The sequence below is a fragment of the Comamonas sp. BIGb0124 genome (assembly GCF_003752175.1).
Taxonomy (GTDB): Bacteria; Pseudomonadota; Gammaproteobacteria; order Burkholderiales; family Burkholderiaceae_C; genus Comamonas_F.
Genome location: NZ_RJVF01000008.1, coordinates 966,735 through 986,824, shown reverse-complemented (window position 1 = coordinate 986,824; position 20,090 = coordinate 966,735). Strand labels below are relative to the sequence as shown.

The window sequence follows — 20,090 nt, the reverse complement described above, 5'->3', positions numbered from 1 at the left end:
CAGGCCGGCGTCATCCCGGTGCCCGGCGCGAGCGGTCCCTGCAACTGGGGAATTGCGCCACCATGCCGCGCCGCTCAGGCCGTCTCGGGCTCGAACGAGACGGCGCTGATGCGGTCGCGGCCGTTCTGTTTGCTGATGTAGAGCTGGCGATCGGCATGCCGGACCCATTCGTCATGCCGGATGCTCGGCCGGCAGAGGGCGCTGGCGACACCGACGCTGACCGTGACATACGGGCTCACCGTCGATTTTTCGTGCGGAATATGCAGCATCTCGACCTGTCGCTTGATGTCGTGCGCGACCTGGATGGCGCCTTGCGGATCGGTCTGGGGCAGGATGCAGGCAAACTCCTCGCCGCCGTAGCGCACTTTCACGTCGGCTGCGCGATGCACGGCCCGGTTCAGGGCCGATGCCACCATGGTGATGCAGCGGTCGCCTTCGGGGTGGCCGTAGGTGTCGTTGAACAGCTTGAAGAAGTCGATGTCGATCATGACGACCGACAGCCAGTCGCGTGTTCGTGCGAGTTGGCTGACCTGGTGTCGCAGCACGTCGTCCATCTTGCGGCGGTTGTTCAGTCCGGTGAGTGCGTCGGTGACGGCGAGCTCGGCCAGCGTGTCCCGCATGCGTTTCATCTCGATGTGGTTGGCCACCTTGGCCCGCAGACTCACCGGCCGGATGGGCTTGGTGACATAGTCCATCGCGCCCAGTGCCAGGCCACGCTGCTCGGCATCCTGGTCGTCGAGTCCGGTGATGAAGATCACGGGCACGTCGGCCAGCAGCGGGTCGCGCTTGAGCACGTCGCAGACCTGATAGCCGTCCATGCCGGGCATCAGGACGTCGAGAAGGATCAGGTCGGGCAGCACGTCCCGCGCGAGCTCGAGCGCCTCTTCGCCCGAGGTCGCGAAGCAGATTTCGTATTGCGCCTCCAGAACGGCATTCATGATCTCGATGTTGGCGACTTCGTCGTCGACGATCAACAAGGTACTTTTTTTCGACATGGCGCTTACTTTTCCTCGCCCTCGGGGAGCTTTTCCAGACACTCGGCGGCCTTGCGGTAATCCAGCCGGTCGAGTGCATCTCTGAGCGGTGCCACCTGCGCGTGGCCGGCCAGGTCGGGACGCGTGGTCAGCCACGACTCGAACGCCTGCCGAGCGCCCAGGCTGCGGCGGCGCAGCAGGGCCTGCAGATCGGCCCGGGTCTGTTGGGTGTCGGCACCGGGGCGGGCGGCCGGGGCTGCATCCGCAGGTGCGCTCGCTGCGTGGGTCGCGGGCACTGCATGGCTCAGCCGGTCGGCTGCAGCAATGGCGGGTGCCAGCACGGCGGCCATGTCGGCCAGGGCATCGGTCAGCGCCGCCGTGTCGCCGGCGGCCATGCGTCGTTCGATGTCGGCGGCTGCCCGGCTCACGGCATGCAGCTCCAGCGAGGCGGCAACGCCCTTGAGCGTGTGGGCCAGACGGTGGGCTTCTTCGAACTGTCCGGCCTGCGCCTGCGTGGCAAGGACCACGGGGACGTCCCTGAATTTGCTGCCGAAATTGCGGATGAGCCGGGCCAGCAGCACACGGTTGCCATTGACGCGAAGCAAGGCGGCGGGCACATCGAAGGGCGGCAGGCTGTCGGGCAGGCCATCGGCCGGCGAGGGCGTGGAAAGCCCCGGGGAAACGGTTGCATGCGCCGGACCGCTGCCCGGCTGCTTCTGTGCAAGCCAGCGATCGAGCTTCTCGACCAGCAGCCTGGGATCGACGGGCTTGGGCACATGGTCGTCCATGCCGGCATCGACAAAGCGCTGGCGTTCGTCGTCGTAGGCGTGCGCGGTCATCGCGATGATCGGCAACTGCGCGGACGACCAACTGGCGCGGATCTGCCGGGTGGCGGCCACGCCGTCCATCTCGGGCATCTGCACGTCCATCAGCACGGCGGCATAGCGGCCGCCCGATGCCTCGACCATGCGGCAGGCCACTGCCCCGTTCTCTGCGCAGTCGACCTTCAGTCCGGCATCGGTGAGCAGAGCCACGGCGATTTCTCTGTTGATCTCGTTGTCTTCCGCCAGCAGAACCTGAAGTCCACGCAGATGCGTTGCCACTGCGGGAGGCTCGCCGGGTCGAGACGTGACGCGCTGGCGCTGCACGTCCTGCTGCACGAAGAGGCTGGTCAGCGTGTCTTGCAGCACCGCCGGGTCGACGGGTTTGGTCAGCACGCCGGCAACACCGCTGCCCTCGATGTTCTCATCGACGGGAATCACGTCTCGGCTGTAGGCCGTGACCAGCAGCATCACCGGCTTGTGCGGCAGCGTGGGCCGGCTCTGCACGGTCTGGACGGTGTCGAGCCCGTCGCGGCCCGGCATCTTCCAGTCGAGCAGCACCAGGTCGTAAGGTGCGTCTGCGGCCTGTGCGGCTTCCATGGCAGCCAGCGCCTCGTCGCCGGACGAGACCAGATCGGCGGCGATCGACCAGCCGTCGAAGATCTCCTTGAGCACCTGCCGGGCGGCGGGGTTGTCGTCGGCCAGCAGCACCCGCAGCGTGCGCAGGCTCGGCGGCAGGGGCGGCGGGCTGAGCTGAGCCGAACCCACGTTGTCGAGCACGACACTGAAGGTGAACCGGCTGCCCAGGCCGGGCGAGCTGTCGACGCGGATGGTGCCGTTCATCTGCTCGACGATCTGCTTGCAGATGGCCAGTCCCAGGCCGGTGCCGCCGAAGCGGCGGGTCGTGGAACTGTCGGCCTGCGTGAACGACTGGAAGATCGAGGCCTGCTGCGCTGTCGTCATGCCGATGCCGTGATCCTGCACCGCGATCTCGACGGTGGTGGTGTCTGCGTCCTGTGCGACCAGTCTGGCCGTCACGGCCACCGTGCTGTCGCGGCTGAACTTGATGGCGTTGTTGACCAGATTGACCAGGACCTGGCCCACCCGCAATTCGTCGCCGACCAGGCGTTTCGGAATGGCGGAATCGATCGTGGCGTTCAGCGAGATGTTGCGGCCCTCTGCCGCCGGGCCGGCGAGCTTGAGCTGTTCCTGCACGGCATCCGCAATGCTGAAGGGCCGCTTCTCCAGTTCGAGCTTGCCGGCCTCGTTCTTCGAGAAATCGAGCAGGTCGTTGATCAGCCGGAGCAGGGCGTTTCCCGCGCCGTTGATCTTGGTCACGTAGTCGGCCTGCTTGGGGGTGAGCTCGGTGCGCAGTGCCAGATGGCAGAAGCCCAGGATGGCGTTCATCGGCGTGCGGATCTCGTGGCTGATGTTCGCCAGGAACATGCTCTTGGCCTTGTTGGCGCGTTCGGCCTCCTGGGTCCGCGCCTCGAGCAGCAGATTGCTCTGGGTGATTTCGCCGCTCATGGTCTCGATGCGCCGGAATGCGGTGACCATGAGCCGGCAGAACCAGACCAGAACCGTGGTCTGGAAAACCACGATGAGTGCATGCAGCAGGACGCGGTCGATGTTGCCGCCGTTCTCGAACACGGCCTGCGGGATCAGGTAGTTGAGCAGCAGGTGATGCAGCGCCACGGCCGCCGCCGCCATCAGGATGGGCCGGGTGTCGCACCACGCGATGGTCAGGGCCAGCATGGCGAAGAAGTACATGTGCATGTCCATCTGCCAAGCATGTCCCTGGGCGAAAAACACCAGCAGGGCCGGTTCGCCCATCAGGGCCACGGCAGAAACCATCCGGGAGACCGGCGCCGAGCCGTGTCGCAGCCATGTGACGTGGTAGACCGCCGCCAGTGCCGATGCGGACAGCAGCGCGGCCCACACCGAGTGGTCGTTGAGCGCCGATACGCCGGCCAGCAGGGGCACATGCAGCCAGAACAGCACGACCAGGAAGCGGCCGAACTTGTCCTGCAGGGTATGGAGTCCGGAAATCACAGCATGGTCCTCCGGTTCGGATTGGAACTGCAGCCCCAGGTCGTCCCCGGTTCGACGACCATCCAGGCCCCGGCGTCGTAGAGGCGGCTCTCGAAGTCCGGTGCCGAGGCGATGGCGATGACGCTGGTTCCGGATGCACTGACCTCTGCGATCCTCCCGCCGGCCGCGCCGACGACTTCCAGGGCCTGTGCCGTCGTCCCCCACGGCGGCACGAGGACGGCATAGGCGCCGTCCCGCCCGGAGGGCCGTAGCGTGGCTGCACTCAGGCCGGCCAGTCCGAGCACCAGCAGCAGAAGAGCGGGTCCAGAGTCTCGCAGTGCCCCGGCAAGGCGGGACGTCGTCCAGAGAAGATTGCGTGGCATTTACAGCAGTGCCCAGTCCCGTGCCGAATGGCAGTCGCTGGGCAAGGAATAGTCTTCGGGTGGTATACACAATATCCGATACAGGAGCGTCTTTGCGTCGCCATTTCGGTAAAACACACGCTGTTTTTGCGCATCGCGGCTTGCAGTACGAAGAAGGGTTTAAGGCTTTGGCGATAGACAACAAGGCCCGATCATGCTGGGGTCGATCCGCCCCCCATCCGGCCGCGAGAATGAGTGCCATGCGAGTGCCCCTGCCGTCATCCCGGCGGCATTCGTTCTGGGCATGCGATCCGGCTGCGCCGGCTGTCCGATGCAGCCTCTTCGACAGACTAAACTCACCCGAGTCCATGCCGCCGGCCATGCCCATCCCGGATGGCCGGCCCCGTCGGGCTTCACTTGAATCCGCTACCACTCCCATGCCCAAGATCCTCCACACTGCCGACTGGCAGATCGGTCGCCAGTACGGGCGATTCGCCCCGGAAGACGCGGCCACGCTGGCCGAGGCTCGCCTGTCCGCAGTCGAACGCATTGCCGAACTGGCCACCCGCGAACAGGTCCAGGCCGTGCTGGTCGCGGGTGACGTGTTCGACGCGCAGACGGTCTCGGACCGCACCATCCGCCGCCTGTTCAACGCCATGCAGGGTTACACCGGCCCCTGGATCATGATCCCGGGCAACCATGACGCCGCACTGGCCGAAAGCGTCTGGAGCCGGGCCCGGCGACTGTCGGTCCTGCCGGCCCACGTCCATGTCGCCTTGGCGCCCGAGGTGCTGACGTTCGCCGAACTCGGCTTCGCCGTTCTCACGGCGCCCCTGACCCAGCGCCAGACCCACGACGACCTCACCGCCTGGTTCGACGCGGCGCAGACCGGTCCCGGCCTGCTGCGCATCGGGCTGGCGCACGGCAGCGTGCAAGGACTGCTGGCCGACGACATCGATTCCCCCAATCCCATCGCCCCCGATCGGGCGCAGCGCGCACGGCTCGACTACCTGGCGCTGGGCGACTGGCACGGCCTGAAGGGCGTGGACGAACGCACGTGGTACAGCGGCACGCCCGAGCCGGAACGCTTCAAGGACAACGGCGCCGGCCAAGTGCTGCTGGTCGATCTGCCTGGCGTCGGCGTGCCGCCCGAGGTCGAACCGCGGACCGTGGGGCAGTACCGCTGGCTGCGCTGGGAGCAGCGGCTCGATGTGCCTTCCGACCTGGCCCGGCTCATCGAACGCCTGGGACAGGTCGACGCGGCCACCGTGCTCGATCTGAACGTATCGGGTCAGATCGACCTGAGCGGGCAGCACAGCCTGCAGCAGGCGATCTCGGTGGCGCAGGGGCGATGCCGCAGCCTGCAATGCGACCTGGCCGGCCTGCGCCTGGAGCCCACCGAGGACGACCTGGCCGCCCTGCAGGCCCACGGTTATCTGGGCGATGTCATCGCCGAACTGCGCGAACGCCAGCAGCGCGAGGACGGCGATGCCGCACGGGGCGCGCTGGCCATCCTGGCGGGCCTGCTGCGCGACCGTCGAGCAGCCGATGAAGGAGTGCGGACATGAGACTGCATCGCCTGCGCGTCGAACAGTTGCGCCAGTTCCGCCAGCCCCTCGAGATCCTCGCGCTCGAGCCGGGTCTCAACCTGTTCACCGGCCCCAACGAATCGGGAAAAAGCACGCTGGTCCGCGCGCTGCGCGCCGCGTTCTTCGAACGCCACCGCTCCAGCGCCGTCGACGACCTGCAACCCTGGGGCGACTCGTCGGCCGCGCCGGCCATCCAACTGGATTTCGACTGGCAAGGCCAACGCTGGCGACTGGCCAAGACGTTCATCAAGCACAAGCGCTGCGATCTGCAGGTCGCCGGCCAGGCCTTCAACGGCGACGAGGCCGAGGAGAAGCTCGCCGAGCTGATGGGGTATCAGTTCCCCGGCCGCGGCGCGAGCAAGGCCGAGCACTGGGGCATCCCCGGCCTGCTGTGGATCGAGCAGGGCTCGGGGCAGGACATCCATGCGGCCGTCACCCACGCCGGCGACCATCTCAAGACCGCCCTGGGGGCGAGCCTCGGCGAGGTGGCCGGCAGCGTAGGCGACGACATCGTCGCGCGTGTCGAGCGCGAACGCGCCGTGCTGCTCACCGGCGGCGGCCGTCCCACGGGCGAGTACGCGCAGGCCCTGCAGCAGCACACCGAAGGGCAAGCCCGCCTCGACGCGCTCGACGCCGGCATTGCCACCTATCGGCTGCAGGTCGACCGGCTGGGTGAACTGCGTCGTCAGCAGCGCGACGAGGACGCGTCCCGGCCCTGGGAAGGCTATCGCAACCAGGCCCGCCAGGCCGAGGCCCGGCTGGCCGAGGTCGATGGCTGGATGCAGGCGCAGCACCGCGACGAAAAAGAACTGCAGACCAGCCGCAGCAGCCAGCAACTGTGCCGCGACCAACTGCAGGCCTATGCACGCCAGCACGAAGCCCTGGCGCAGCGCGAGCGCTCCCGCGAGAAAGCGCAGGCCGCACGTCTCGATCTGCAGGCCCGCCAACAGCAAGTCGACAGTCAGCGGCAGCAGGCTCAATCGATCTACGACGCCGCGCGCGCGGCCCTCAGGCAAGCGCGTCTGGCCGAGCAACGCGCCGGGCTGGACCGCGAGCGGGCGCGTCTGGCGCAGGAACTCACGGAGATCCGAGGCAACCATGCCCGTGCAGTCGGCCTGCAGGCGCGAATTCAGAGCCAGCGCGAACAACTGCAGGCCGCACACGTCGATCCCAAACGCCTCAAGCGCCTGCAGCAGCTCAGCCGGGAGCTCAGCGACCTGGCCATCGCGCAGCAGACGGCCGCGACCCGCGTGCAGTTCGAGTTGCTGCCGGGCTGCAGCCTGCAACTGGGGGCCGAAACCCTGGCAGGGCAGGGCGAGCGCCTGCTCCTCGCTCCGGCCGATCTGCACATGGCAGGTATCGGGCAACTGCGCATCCAGCCCGGCGGCGAAGACATCGCCGAACTCGCGCGACGACAGCAGACCCTGCTGGATGGCCAGGCCGCGCTGCATGGCGAATTGCGCGTGTCCAGCCTGGCCCAGGCCGAAGCCCGTGCCGAACAAGGCCGGACCTTGCACGAAGACATCGCGCGCGACGAACTCCTGCTGCACAGTCTTGCCCCCCACGGTGTCGAGGCGCTCGCCGGCCGTCTGCGCCTGGGCGAGCAGCGGCAGCAGGTCGTGCAGGACGAACTGGCGTCCCTGCCGCCACCCGAATCCACCGTGCCCGGTGCCGATCCCGATGTCGGTTCAGCCGAGCACCGCCATGAAAGCGCAGCGGAAAACCTGAAGTCTGCCGAGCGGCAGGCCGCCGATTTCCGGCGTGAACTCAGTCTGGCCGATCAGGCGCTGAACAGTGCGCAGGCCGAATGGCAACAGTTGCAGGACGAGATCCAGTCGACCGACCGCCAGCAGCGCGAGCGGCAGCTCAACAGCCAATTGACCGACCTGCGTGCCGCGGACATCGCGCTGCAGGCCACCATCGACCTCCGGCAGCGGCAGATCGACGCCGCGCAGCCCGAACTCCTGCGGCAGGATGTCGAACGCTACACCCGCTCGGCCGATGCGCTCGAACAGGCCGCACAGGCCCGCGACCGCGAGCTCACGCGCCTGCAAAGCAGCCTGGAAGCCCTGGGGGCCCAGGGGCTGGAAGAGCAACGCGCCGAACAGGCCCGGGCGCTCGACTTCCTTGCGCGCCGCCGCGACGAACTCACTGGCCGGGCGCAGGCACTCGATCTGCTGCTGCAATCGCTGCGCAGCAAACGCCAGGCCCTGACCCGCCGCCTGCAGGCTCCGCTGCAACGCCATCTGAACCGCTATCTGCAACTGCTGTTCCCGCAGGCCAGTGTCAGTGTCGACGACAACCTGGTGCCGCAGACTCTGCTGCGCATCGGCCAGGGCCAGGAAGAGCGCGGCGACTTCAATGCCCTGAGCTTCGGCGCCCGCGAGCAGATGGGCCTGATCAGCCGGCTGGCCTACGCCGATCTGCTCCAGGAGGCCGGGCGTCCGACCCTGATCATCCTCGACGACGCGTTGGTGCACAGCGATGCGCAGCGCATCGGCCAGATGAAGCGCATCCTGTTCGACGCAGCGCAGCGGCATCAGATCCTTCTCTTCACCTGCCACCCGCTCAACTGGCGCGATCTGGGTGTGCCCGCACGTGAACTGCAGGCGCTGAAGGCCGGGAGCCGGAACGAGCCTCTGCAGGGCATATGAACCGGCTGTGAAAACGCCTCTGCACCCGCTAAAGGGAAGTCTCTGCGGCTCGTCGCCATCGTTCCACGCCACGGTGCGGCGAATACACAACGAACAGGTGAATAGATCGTAAAGAGTCTTGTTCCTCATGCTGATGAAGATGATAATTATTCTTGATAGCCCGGCCGGGCTATCGTTTTTTTGAGTCTTCGATATGCAGGAGTCGGCCTAGATGAACAACAACAGCCCAGCAGCAATCCAAATGGGAAGAGGCGGCGCCCCGTGGGCGTCTTTTGTGGTGAAACCGGTGACCGCGGCATGCCTGGCGACGCTGGCATGCGGCGCCTGGGCACAGACGCAAGACGTCACGCTCGATGCCGTGACGGTGAAGGCAACGGCCGAAGGCGGCACGTCTGCCGAACGCCTGCCGCCGGTCTATGCCGGTGGCCAGGTGGCCAAGGGCGCTCGCCTGGGCATGCTGGGCAATGTGAGCGTGATGGATGCACCGTTCAGCGTGACGTCCTATACCACCGAGGTGATCCAGAACCAGCAGGCCGCGACCGTGGGCGACGTGCTCAAGAACGACGCTTCGGTGCGCACGCAGACCAGCGACGGCCACAATGCCGAAAACTTCACCATCCGCGGATTTTCCGTCAACTCCTCGGAACTGGCTTTTAACGGTCTCTACGGCCTGCTGCCCGGCGCGCGTGTGTCCACCGACATGATCGAGCGGGTGGAAGTCTTCCGCGGCCCCTCGGCCCTGCTCTCGGGCATCGCCCCCAGCGGTGCGGTCGGCGGCGTGATCAACCTCGTGCCCAAGCGTGCCGGCGACGAACCGCTGACCCGCCTCACCGCCAGCTACAGCTCGAAATCGCAGTTCGGCCTGGCAGCGGACGTGGGTCGCCGTTTCGGCGAGGAAAACCGCCTGGGCATCCGTTTCAACGGTTCGTACAGCAACGGCAAGACCACCATCGACGACATGAAGCGCCTGCAGCGCTTCGGATCGCTGGGCCTCGACTACCGCGGCCGCGGCTGGAAGGTCTCGCTCGACGCCTATGTCACCGATCAGAACCAGGCCGATGGCAGCCCGGCCATGGTGGGCTTCGGAACGCTGGGCACCGTGCTCAAGGCTCCCAAGGCCAGCAGCAACCTCTTCAAGGGGATCTATGCCGAGCAGGCCACCAAGGGCGTGGCCGTGCGGGGCGAGTACGAGCTCAACGACCAGTGGTCGGTGTACGGCGCACTCGGCGCCAGCCGCTACGACTGGCACGGCGTCTCGCTCAACGGCACGCGCGTGATCGTCGTCAACACGGCGGGCGACTACACCGGCGTCACCTACGGTCAGGCCGGCTACACCCACGGCGTATCGGGCGAGACCGGCTTGCGTGGCCATGTGCGCACCGGTGCGGTCGACCATCAGATCGTGGCCAACGTCTCGGTGCTCGAACAACGCAGCGGCGGTGCCGTGGTCGTCAACAGCACCACCGCCCGCTCCAATCTGTACGACCCCACCGCGCTGAACGTGGCAGGCGACGCCGGAACGGTCTACAAGACTTCCGACAATTCCTATACCAGCCTGGGCGTCTCCGACACCCTGTCGGTGCTCGACGGCAAGGTCCAGTTGATGGCCGGCCTGCGTGCCCAGCATGTGGCGACCAAGAGCTGGTCGGCCAGTGCGCCCGCGGCGCTGGTCAGCCGCTACGACAAGAGCGCCCTGAGCCCGTCCGTCGGCCTGGTCGTCAAGCCCTGGTCGCCTTCGACATCGCTGTACGCCAACTACATCGAGGGCCTGAGCACGGGCACCACGGTCGGCACGGTCTACTCCAATCGGGGCGAAGTGCTCGCACCCTACAAGACCAAGCAGATGGAGGCGGGCGTGAAGTGGGATGCCGGCCGCTTCACCAACACCTTCAGCGTGTTCCAGATCTCCAAGGCCAGTGCCGTGGCGATCAACAACGACGACGGCACGCAGCGTCTGGCGGCCGATGGCGAGCAGCGCCATCGCGGCCTGGAGTGGAACGTGTTTGGTCAGGTGACGCGCGAAGTCAGGCTGCTCGGCGGCGTGGCCTACACGCGTGGCGAGCAGACCAAGGTGGCCTCGGCCTCCACCAACAACGGCAAGACCGCAGCAGGCGTGCCCAAGTGGACGGCCAACCTCGGTTCCGAATGGGATCTGCCGTGGGTTCCGGGCCTGACCCTGAGCGGGCGCATGGTCTACACCAGCTCGCAGTACCTCGATGCCGCCAACAAGCTGCCCATTGCCAGCTGGACGCGCTTCGACGTGGGCGGTCGCTATGCCACCCGCATCCAGGGCAAGAACGTGGTGTTCCGCGCCAACGTCGAGAACCTGGCCAATCGCAACTACTGGGCAGGCTACTTCAACGACGGCTACGCCACGCTGGGCGCGCCCCGTACGTTCAAGCTGTCGGCCAGCGTGGACTTCTGATCGTCGGCTGTGTCCTAGACGGGCCCCGGCGTCACCGGTTTGGCGGCGCTCTCGAGCAGCCACAGCGCCGAGCGGGCCCGGGTCATTGCCACATACAGCATGTTGCGTTCGCGATAGGCCTCCTCATGCGCCACCGCGTTGGGAAAACGTCCCCGCTCGACGAAGGGGACGGCGACAAAGGTGAACTCCCGTCCCTTGCAGGCCTCCACGCTCAGGATCCGCAGCGTCACGTTTTCCTTGCGGTCGTGCATGTCGATGCTCCGGGTGGCCACCAGTGTCAGCCGGCCCAGGAACTCACGCACCGGGATACCGCGTGCCAGCGCGGTCAACCTGTCGAGGCTGGCCCTGCACGACTGGCGTTCCCGCTCGTTGATGAATGCGTCGTCGAACAGGCGGCGCACGGCCGGGTGCTCGCAGAATGCGCCGGCGTCGTCCAGCACCCCGGATGGCAGGGCCATGACCTCGGCGAATGCGCGACCGCGCGGGGCCGCCTGGCCATCGACCGTTCCATGCACGATGTACTGTCGCATGCGCGTGGCGCTGCCCAGCAGCATCGCCGCCAGTTTCCGGCTTTCGCTGGCACCCGGCAGTTCGGTCCAGCGGGTCTCGTCGAACTGACCCTGTGCCAGCCGGTCCAGATCGACACCGTCCGGGCCTGTGACAGGGCGGCCATAGTGCAGTACGCCATCGACCGCCGCGTGCACGATGCCGAGCGTGAGATGCTTTTCGGTGTCGTCGCCCAGCAGGGCCCACATCAAGGCCAGCGTCAGCGCCACCTCTCTGCGCTGGTAAAAAGGGCTCAGGCCCTGGCAGCCATAGTGAATGCCCTCGTGGCCCAGCGCCCACTCCAGCAGCAGGCTGTCCTGAGGATTGCGCAATACCACGTACAGAGCGCTGTGCTGGGCCGCTTCGCCCTGCAGGTCGCGCCACCCATTGACGATCTGCTGGTGCAGCGCCAGCAGTTGGTCGACGCAATGTTCGTCGCTGTCGTAGGCCAGGCGCTGGAACGAGTCGGCATTCTCTGGCCGGGGCGAAAACGAGACGTCGAACAACGGGTTCAACGCGGCGCAGATCTCGCTGCCGAACCGGCGCGTGACATTGAGTTCGAGGAGCTCGGTCTGCTCGGGCAGGCATTGCCGGATGCGCGCCATCGCGCCTCCGAACACCGAAAACGAACCCTCGTGGATGTGCTGGTTGAAGTCGCCCGCGCCGATGAAAACGCCATTGCCGCTTTGCACCAGCTTGCGCAGAACCGCCAGGGCGCCTTCATCGAGGTCATGCAGTTCGTCGAACAGCACGGCGCCGTAGCGGCCGTTCAGCGCCTCGAAAGGCTGGTCCCAATCCAGCAGTTCGATCTGCCGGCACACCTCGAACGTGCAGTCTCCTTCGGCATAGAAGCGGGGCTCGTGGTCGATGCCGACCCGCATGCGTTCGTAATGCCTGAACAGCCGGTACAGCCCGTAGGGCAGGTCTTCTGCCTCGCAGAAGGCGTGCAGATCCATGTCCGACGCCTCGAACTGCAGATCCAGCCGCTTTTTCTTGGCCAGTGCCTCGAAGACCAGAAAGGCATCGATGTCGACATCGTGCGCCATCAGCTCGGCCGCATGGTCGTCGGGACTGCGCGCCAGCACCTCGCGCAGCGCCAACTGGGCCTGCAAAATCAGGAACCGGCGGCGTACCGGATCCTCGAGTTTCTCGAGCGGATCGCCCTGCGCGCCGAGCAGTTTTTCACAGAGCTGTTCGATCGTCAGGATGTCCAGTCCCGCCGGGACGCTGCCATGGAGCTTCATCATCCGGTCGCGGATGGCGACGACGCCGGCTTGCGAATACGCCAGCACCAGCAGACGGCGCTCGCTCCCCAGGCTGGCCTGCAGATGGCTGGCCTTCATGCACAGCGTGGTGGTCTTGCCGGTGCCTGCCAGGGCCTGGATGACGATGGCCTGTGCCGTGGACTCGAGCACGGCCTGCTGCTCGGGCGTGGGCGTGATCCACGTGTTGTTCCAGCTCCTGGAGGGCAAAGAGGTCATGGGATGCGGGACTTGCCTGAAGAAACAGGCATTCTCGCTCAAGCGCCCGCAGGGGCGTCCCTCGGCCTCAGGCGATCTTCAGACGTGCCGGTGCTTCGCGGCGATAGGCCTGGAACAGCGGCACCGCGCGTTCCACCGCCAGCTGGATGCGTGCCTGCAGCAGCGAGCTCGAGATTTCGTAGTTCTCGAAGTCCGCCGTCGAGCCATAGACCCCGATGGGCAGCGTGATCGCCTGCAGAAAGCTGAAAAGCGGCCGCAATTGATGGTCGATCACCAGCGCGTGGCGATCGCTGCCGCCGGTCGCGGCCAGCAGCACGGGCGTGTTGGCCAGTGAATCGATGCCGATCAGGTCGAACAGATGTTTGAAATGGCCCGGCAGGGCGCCGCGGTAGACCGGTGTGGCCGCTACCACCAGATCGGCGGATTCGATCTGTTTCAGTTCGGCTTCCACATGCGCGGGCAATTCGCCACGCGAGAGCGCCGCACCGAGGTCGCGTGCGATGTCGCCCAGGTTGATGGTGTGAACGTCGATGTTCAGCTGTTCGCCCAGCGCGGCGGTCAGCGCGTCGGTCAACACCAGCGTGCGCGACGGCAGGAAACTGCTGCCGGCAACGGCAACGACCTTGAGGGGAGTGGAGGCGGAAAGAGTGTCGAAAGCCATGGTGACGTGTATGTTTTGATGTGTTTTGAGGCGGCGTGGGACAGAACGCCAGCGGCCGGGCGACTCCGCCGCAAGGGCGTAAGGGCCGCGTTCCGGTCCGGATCGGTCTGGCAGATCACCGCACAGGCGCTATCCACCATGGAGACAAGAATACGCAGAAGACGCCGGTCTCCAACGACGCATTTGTCGCAAGAAAACTCGTTTTGCGTTTTTTGCCAGAGAGCGTCGCCGGCGCTCTGTGGCCTGCTTCGCGCGAATGAGGGCTCTTCACCCTGGGGGCTGAGTGCAGATGATGGGCGCCGGATGGAAATGAATATTCGTGAATTTTCATGCTCGGCAAATGAATAGCATCGGTTTTGCCGGTCTTGGTTGATCTTGTCTGCAAGCTGATCGGAGCAAAGGAGAAACCATGTACAAGTTGCACCGAACGACACATGGCGTCGTCATCGCATACCAGTCGAGTGCCGTTGTTGCCAATGTGTTCATCGAGCTTCACAACAAGGCGAGGCCCGCGTTTTTTCAGGAAGTGGAAGCGATGTTGGGCCAGATCCAATCCCGACCTGCCGGAACGTTGTTGCTGCAATCCATACGGAAGTACCAAGGCAATGGCAACAGCGTCTATGTTTCCTTCACGTCCAAGGATTCCGAAGCCGCGCCGTGTCTCAACGACACGCAACTGGAAATGTACGGCCTGACCGATGAATCCAGTGACTACGAGAGTCAGGCGCTGGCCAGAATCATTTCGACCAGACAAGGTGGTGGCCGGGGGGTGGGGACCTCTGCCGAGATCTTCCTGAATCCCGTCGATGGCATCAGCGTCGATGCCGATGGATACCCCTCGGCGATTTCAAATACAAAAACCGCCTTCGTGACGCTTGGGCATGAACTCCTGCATGCCAGCCGATACCTGAAAGGGAGCGCAAATTTTCCCACCGAGGAGGTGTACGGGTTCAGTTACGAAGAAGAAATGCGTGCCGTCGGACTCGGAGTCTGGGAGGACAAAGCCTACTCCGAAAACAAGCTGAGAGCCGAGCATGGTCTTCCTTTGAGAAAACACTACTATCCCAAAGAGGCCAAGGCGTACAGCAGCGATGATCCTGCCAAGAAAGCGGAAGCCGCCGTTGCGACATCGCCCCCAGCGCCGGTTGGCGAGGCGTTCGATCAGGTCGGTCATCCCCATTGCAATGGATCCGACAAGTCCTTTGCGGCCAAGCCGGAGACGCTCATCGATCCGGCACCCCCTCGATGGGTTGGCGACCCCGCGGGTCCAGACGGACTGACCCCGGCTCCCAGGTGGACGGGGCTCTCACCGCTCGACGACACCCATGCCGATGGGGGTCTGATCGGCACGAAATCTCATGCACCGCTTACCCCGAAGCGCGAGGAGCGCGGGTCGAGCGGCGACTGGAACAAAGTGGCGAGCGAACTGGACACCGATCGGGTGGCGATGCCTCTTCAGGTTCGGCAGCCGGTGCCAGCCCGGAACGGCGAAATTCAAGGCTGGGATGCAGGCAGTTTCCTGCAAGGGAGTCGCGAGGTGCTTCCCCATCTTTCCGGGATGAAGGGCCCCGGTGATTCACCCCCCCTCCCGCCAGAGGAAAACCTGGGCTCGATGGAGTGGGCCGACCCGCATTCACGCTACACATCGGGCATTTTTGGTGAAGGTGTTTGATGACCGCTGCAGGGCTGCAAACATGAATCGGAATGAGCGGCCCCGGCGCTTGCCGTGAATTTGTGTCTTGTCGATCGATTTCGATTTCCATATTTCAGATGCCTCGTTGGGTCCCCCTTGATGAGCGGAGTGTTGTCCAGTCTGTCTCCGCCAAAGGATTTGTCGTTGTATGAAGAAACTTCACCTGACTCGCAATGGTTATTACGTCGAGTACAAATCAAGCGCCTTGATTCCCAATGTGTTCATCGAGGTCGAGAACCGGGTGCGTGCGGGATTCTATCAAGAGGTCGAATCGGCGTTGTTGAAGATCAATTCAGGTTCTTCCGGAAAATCGCTCCTTCATTCGATCGACCGGTATTCGGGCGATGAGCGGAATGTGTATATCTCCTACTCGGAAAAAGGGTCGGCTGCGGCCCCGGTTTTGACCGATCTGCAGCTCGCGGACAGCGAGGGTGCGCAGAAGCACCTCCGAAACCGCAAGCTGCTGGCCGGTATTCGCTCCAGCAAGTTTCAAGATATGCGTGGCGAAGGAACCTCGGTCGAGATCGATTGGGATCCCCGTTACTCGTTGAATATCGATGTCGACGGGTATCCAGTGCGCGAATTCAATTCGACGAATGCCTTCATTTCCCTGGGGCACGAACTCACGCATGCCAGCCGGCTCATCAAGGGCAGCTCCAACTTCTTCATGGACAGCAATCTGTCGAACCCGGATGCGCCGGTCCATGACGAAGAAACGCGCGTCATCGGTCTGGGGCGCTGGCAACACAAGACTTATTCCGAAAACAGCCTGCGGGCCGAACATGGACTGCCTATGAGAGAACACTACGATGCCAGGCCCAACGCCGTCAATGCGTTGCAGCTTCAGCAATTCCTCAAGAACGTCAAGGCGCTTTCTCAGCACCCGCGTGGCCCCCAGCGCGGTGGTGCAGGTGCCGCAACCGGACAGGAGAGTGGGTCCAGTACCAGCGAGTTCTCGTCTTCGGACGACGATCCAACCGACATGCACGACTACCGGGATCGTCCCGGCAAACTGCTCGAGAGCTTGCAGCGGTCGGGGGCCAAGTCCGTCGAGCAACTGACCCAGGAAATCGCCCATCAGGCCCGCGCCGGGAACTGGACGTTCAAATCGATCACCGATGCCACCTTCGACAGCGAAAAGCATGCGTTGGTGGTGCAAGTGATGGACGACTCCGACAAAATGCACGACATCACGTTGCCGATGGAACACCTGCAGCCGTTGATCCAGCAGGTCGATCAGCTTGTCATGAGGTCGCAGTCCAAGCTCGCTTTGGGCGGCAGTTCCCTGAGCATCAATCAGGGATTGGGCATGCTGCTGGTGCTGAAGGGCCTTTCGGGCTACCTGCACGAGATCAAGGACGGGCATCCATCGCCGGGGCAGATCGTCGGCGGCGGCCTCCTGACGACCTGGTTTCTGGGCGATCTGGCCGGCATCACGCCGGCAATCGCCAACAAGCTCGGGAATGCCTATCGGGCTGCGGTGCTGCATGACACGCAGAGCGCAATCGAGGCGGGATATCCGGCGGGTCTGGATGCCGCCATCGGCCAGACCCTGAGTCGGTTGGGCGCGCTGGCCGGCCTGGGCGAGGAGGCCACCGCGCTGCTCTCGAACATCGGCAGCAAGATTCCCTTTGCCGCCGCCGCCTTGGGGGCTTATGCCCTGTACAGCGACGTGCAGTTGCTGCAAGAAATCCAGGCTCGAGGCGGATCGGCGGAGTTGTTCGAAAAAGCCGTGGCTGGAACGGTTCTCGATGTTCTGTCGACCGGTGCGTTTGCCGTGGCTCCCTTTGCCGGCCCCGTCGCCGGGCCCGTCATTGCCGCACTCGGCATGGTGCTTGTGACGATACGCAGTTTCCTGAACGAAGGCGACAACCCCTTCATGACCAACCTGCGCGAGGTGTATGGCGACGGCAGCTACGAACGTATCCAGTCCTTTCGCCGGCTGCTCGATGCCATGTACGACGGCGACCAACCCGCATTCGATCAATTCGTCACGGTGGAGCAGCACAACGGTCAGCGCATGCTTTCTTTTGTCGCTCGTCAATCCGACGGCACGACGCTCACCAAGGCCACTTCGTTTTACGGCAACCAGCATGTGGTTCTGGGCAACGACGGACACCTGAGTATCGATTACCGGATACCGGCTCATTCCTACTCGCGGGATTCCTACAACTTCCATGGGCCCAAGCCGGGTCGTGTCGGCGGTACGTTTGCCGAGGGCGATGACGCGGTGCTGATCATGGGCATGAGCATCGCTGGAACGCCTTACTACACCCAGATGAACTCGCACTACCGAGCGACAGGGGACCGCCTGTATGGGGGCGATCACGTGCGGGAGATCGCCCTCGACTGGAGCGACGAGTTCACCATTCAAGGCAATGACCGTGACAACACCTTCGTCGGCGTTTACTCCGACCTGACGCGATCCTATCGCTACAACGTCGACGGGGGCGGTGGAGACGACACGCTGTTGCTCGGACGCGCGGGTCAGTACTATTTCGATGGCGGTGCCAATGGACAGTCCGGGGACTGGATCTCGAGTGCGGGTTTTCTGCAGCCCGATCGTGCGCGGATCGTGCTGAGTCTCGAAGCCTCGGCGGGCAATGCCGTGCGTGCGTTGTCCTTCGAAACATGGGATCTGGCGCAGGCACGGGCGCTGCCCAATCTTGATGTCTCGCTGAAATCCGTGGAAAACATCCACGGTTCGGTTCGGGACGAGGTTTTCGTGGGCGATGCGAGAGCCAACATCGTCGTGACAGGCGGCGGAGACGACGTGGTGTACCTGAGCGGTGGCGGCGACATCTACCAGGTCGCGCTGGCCGACACCCGGAGTCGTGTGTCGTTTCGAAAAGGCACGGCCTCGGCGAGCGAGACATCCAATGCCGCGACGCGTGATCTGGTGTTTTTCACCGATACCGATTTCGACGCCTTTTGGCTGGTGCCGGCGGGCAAGACTAACGCCGGCCAGGAAGAGCCCGCCCATCTGTCCCGTGCGGTCAAGAGCGAATGGGCGGGCGATCCGGTCGCCTACGCCAAAGGTCTGGACTTCGAGTCTCCCGGGATACTCGACCGCCTGGAGTTTCTATCGAAGGATGGCGTGCGGTTCCGCTACAACCGCCAATCCGACGGGTCGTTCAAGACCCTGATCACCGGTTATGCGCCCACGGAAAGACTGGACACACCGATCGGCAGCCGTTTCAACTCGACCTATATTCTGGACGTCACGCAGATGCCTGACCGGTCGGTCGTCACCACACCCAAGTCCGGACTGGCCTTTCTTGACTTCGGCGCACGGACCACATGGCAGGACCTGATCAATGGCGGCATCAGTGGCTGGACGGCCGAAGCGGGGGGGGCGTCGGGTTTTGTGATCTATCGCCTGGGTGGCGAGGGCCCCATGACCGATGGTCATCATCGCCTCATGCTGGATGGCCGGGCCGACTTCAGCCGCATGATCTTCACGGGAGGCGCGGGTACCGATCGCTGGACCTTCCAGATGACCCGGCCCTTGATCGGCAACGAAGACCGTTTCGGTTTTCCGCTGTGGTGGTCGAACGACAAGACGGCCGAATCCGTCAGCACCTCGATGCTCATCGAGGACAGCATGGGGCGCTATGCCTTGTACAACGGACGTGTGCAGGCCATGACGTTCAAGCAGGCCACCGAGATGACCTTGAGCGGCGCGGGCGTGATCGATGTCGCTCATGCCAGAAGGTTTCCCCCTTTCAAGTTCGCCGATACGCTCACCATCATGGGCAGCGAGGGCAACGACTCGATCGATGCCCGGGGCGTCGGCATGGCGCTGGTCATCGCGGGAGGCGGGGGCGCAGACCGGCTCTTTGGCGGGAGAGGTGACGATGACCTGGGTGGCGGCGATGGCAACGATGCGCTGATGGGCGGGGCCGGCAACGACTCTCTCTGGGGCGGTCCGGGCGCCGACTTCATCGACGGCGGTGAAGGTGTCGATACGGCCGTCTACACGGGCGCCAACGGAACGGGCGTCCAGGTGCACCTGCGCAATGCCGATGGCCTCTTGCCGCCGTACCTGCAGACCGGCCGGAGCTTGCTGCAGCACTCCGTCGAGCGAGCAGGCGCCGGTTCTCGATTCATCGGTACGGGTGAAGCCCACGGTGACGTGCTCATCGATGTCGAGAATCTCAGCGGCACCGACTATGACGATGTGTTGACGGGCAATGCGCAGAACAACGTCCTGTGGGGCCGCGGGGGCGACGATGTGCTCGAGGGCGGTGGCGGCATCGATACGTTGATCGGCGGTGCGGGCCGCGACACCTATGTGCTGCGCGCCGGCTGCCGTATCGTCATCGACTCCCAGGGCAATGGATCGGATCTGGATACGCTGATGCTCGACGAGCGGAACCTGGATGCGCTGTCTTTCCTGAGGCAGGGTAACGATCTGGCGATCGCCGGCGTCAACGACACACTGGTGCTTCTGCGTGGCTGGTTCCAGGGCCAGACGAACTACGTGGTGGAGATGATCGACGATGTGTTGGCCCACGACGATTTCGTGGCCGCCGTCGAAGAGCAGATCCTTCGATCGGGCACGGCATCCCAGCCGCCCTCGACCGCGGTCATGCCGCCCTACAGCGTGGCCATCGAGCCGCTTCCGCCGAACGAGGACCCCTACGCCCTGCCGGCCTACAACTGGGTGCTCGGCTGATGTATTCCTGCTGCCGAGAGGCCGTGCACGCGGTACACGGCGGGGGAAAGGCAGGTGGTGATGTGCAGGCCGGACTGCGCAAGACACCGAGAGCGGCTGGTCTGGTTATCGAAGGCGAGCCGGGCGGCCGCGGTTCGACGATCCGGAGTCCTATGTGTCACTCAATCCAGGTGGT

At 64.6% G+C, this 20,090-nt stretch carries 10 protein-coding genes; 5 read left to right on the top strand and 5 right to left on the bottom strand.

Annotated features, from left to right (window positions below; genetic code table 11):
• Positions 1 to 74: 74 nt before the first annotated feature.
• Genes EC845_RS05655 through EC845_RS22460 form a run of 3 tightly spaced genes read right to left on the bottom strand, consistent with a single transcriptional unit; the run spans position 75 to position 4,209 of the window.
• Positions 75 to 995, bottom strand: coding sequence for a diguanylate cyclase (locus EC845_RS05655; RefSeq protein ID WP_123296193.1), 921 nt, complete (start codon positions 993 to 995; stop codon positions 75 to 77).
• Positions 996 to 1,000: 5 nt separating this feature from the next.
• A complete protein-coding gene (locus tag EC845_RS05650; RefSeq protein ID WP_199739728.1) occupies positions 1,001 to 3,847 on the bottom strand; it encodes a hybrid sensor histidine kinase/response regulator in 2,847 nt (948 codons plus the stop codon).
• Positions 3,844 to 4,209 carry a hypothetical protein gene (locus tag EC845_RS22460; RefSeq protein ID WP_199739727.1) on the bottom strand — a complete coding sequence of 122 codons (366 nt, stop codon included), beginning with the start codon at positions 4,207 to 4,209 and terminating at the stop codon, positions 3,844 to 3,846. Before EC845_RS22460 ends, EC845_RS05650 begins: the two co-directional genes overlap by 4 nt.
• Positions 4,210 to 4,625: 416 nt before the next feature.
• On the opposite strand from EC845_RS22460, the gene EC845_RS05645 reads away from it, so the two are divergent.
• The 3 genes from EC845_RS05645 (at position 4,626) to EC845_RS05635 (ending at position 10,856) form a co-directional block, all read left to right on the top strand.
• A complete protein-coding gene (locus tag EC845_RS05645) occupies positions 4,626 to 5,756 on the top strand; it encodes a DNA repair exonuclease (protein ID WP_123296191.1) in 1,131 nt (376 codons plus the stop codon).
• Positions 5,753 to 8,431 (top strand): AAA family ATPase, encoded by a 2,679-nt coding sequence (locus EC845_RS05640; protein ID WP_123296190.1) that lies wholly within the window; start codon positions 5,753 to 5,755, stop codon positions 8,429 to 8,431. The genes EC845_RS05645 and EC845_RS05640 overlap by 4 nt, the downstream gene beginning before the upstream one ends.
• A gap of 286 nt (positions 8,432 to 8,717) precedes the next feature.
• Positions 8,718 to 10,856, top strand: a complete 2,139-nt coding sequence (locus tag EC845_RS05635; RefSeq protein WP_233597934.1) for a TonB-dependent siderophore receptor — start codon at positions 8,718 to 8,720, stop codon at positions 10,854 to 10,856.
• Between the two features lie 14 nt (positions 10,857 to 10,870).
• Here EC845_RS05635 and EC845_RS05630 read toward each other — a convergent pair whose 3' ends face one another.
• Together EC845_RS05630 and msuE are read right to left on the bottom strand one after the other, a co-directional pair.
• On the bottom strand, positions 10,871 to 12,883 hold the full coding sequence (locus EC845_RS05630; RefSeq protein WP_123296188.1) for a UvrD-helicase domain-containing protein: 2,013 nt from the start codon (positions 12,881 to 12,883) through the stop codon (positions 10,871 to 10,873).
• A 67-nt stretch (positions 12,884 to 12,950) separates the two neighbouring features.
• On the bottom strand, positions 12,951 to 13,544 hold the full coding sequence (gene msuE, locus EC845_RS05625) for an FMN reductase (RefSeq protein WP_123296187.1): 594 nt from the start codon (positions 13,542 to 13,544) through the stop codon (positions 12,951 to 12,953).
• Between the two features lie 409 nt (positions 13,545 to 13,953).
• Between msuE and EC845_RS05620 the strand changes: the two genes are divergently transcribed.
• Positions 13,954 to 15,216, top strand: coding sequence for a M91 family zinc metallopeptidase (locus tag EC845_RS05620; protein WP_123296186.1), 1,263 nt, complete (start codon positions 13,954 to 13,956; stop codon positions 15,214 to 15,216).
• A 169-nt stretch (positions 15,217 to 15,385) separates the two neighbouring features.
• Positions 15,386 to 19,915 (top strand): M91 family zinc metallopeptidase, encoded by a 4,530-nt coding sequence (locus tag EC845_RS05615; protein WP_123296185.1) that lies wholly within the window; start codon positions 15,386 to 15,388, stop codon positions 19,913 to 19,915.
• Positions 19,916 to 20,090 lie beyond the last annotated feature (175 nt).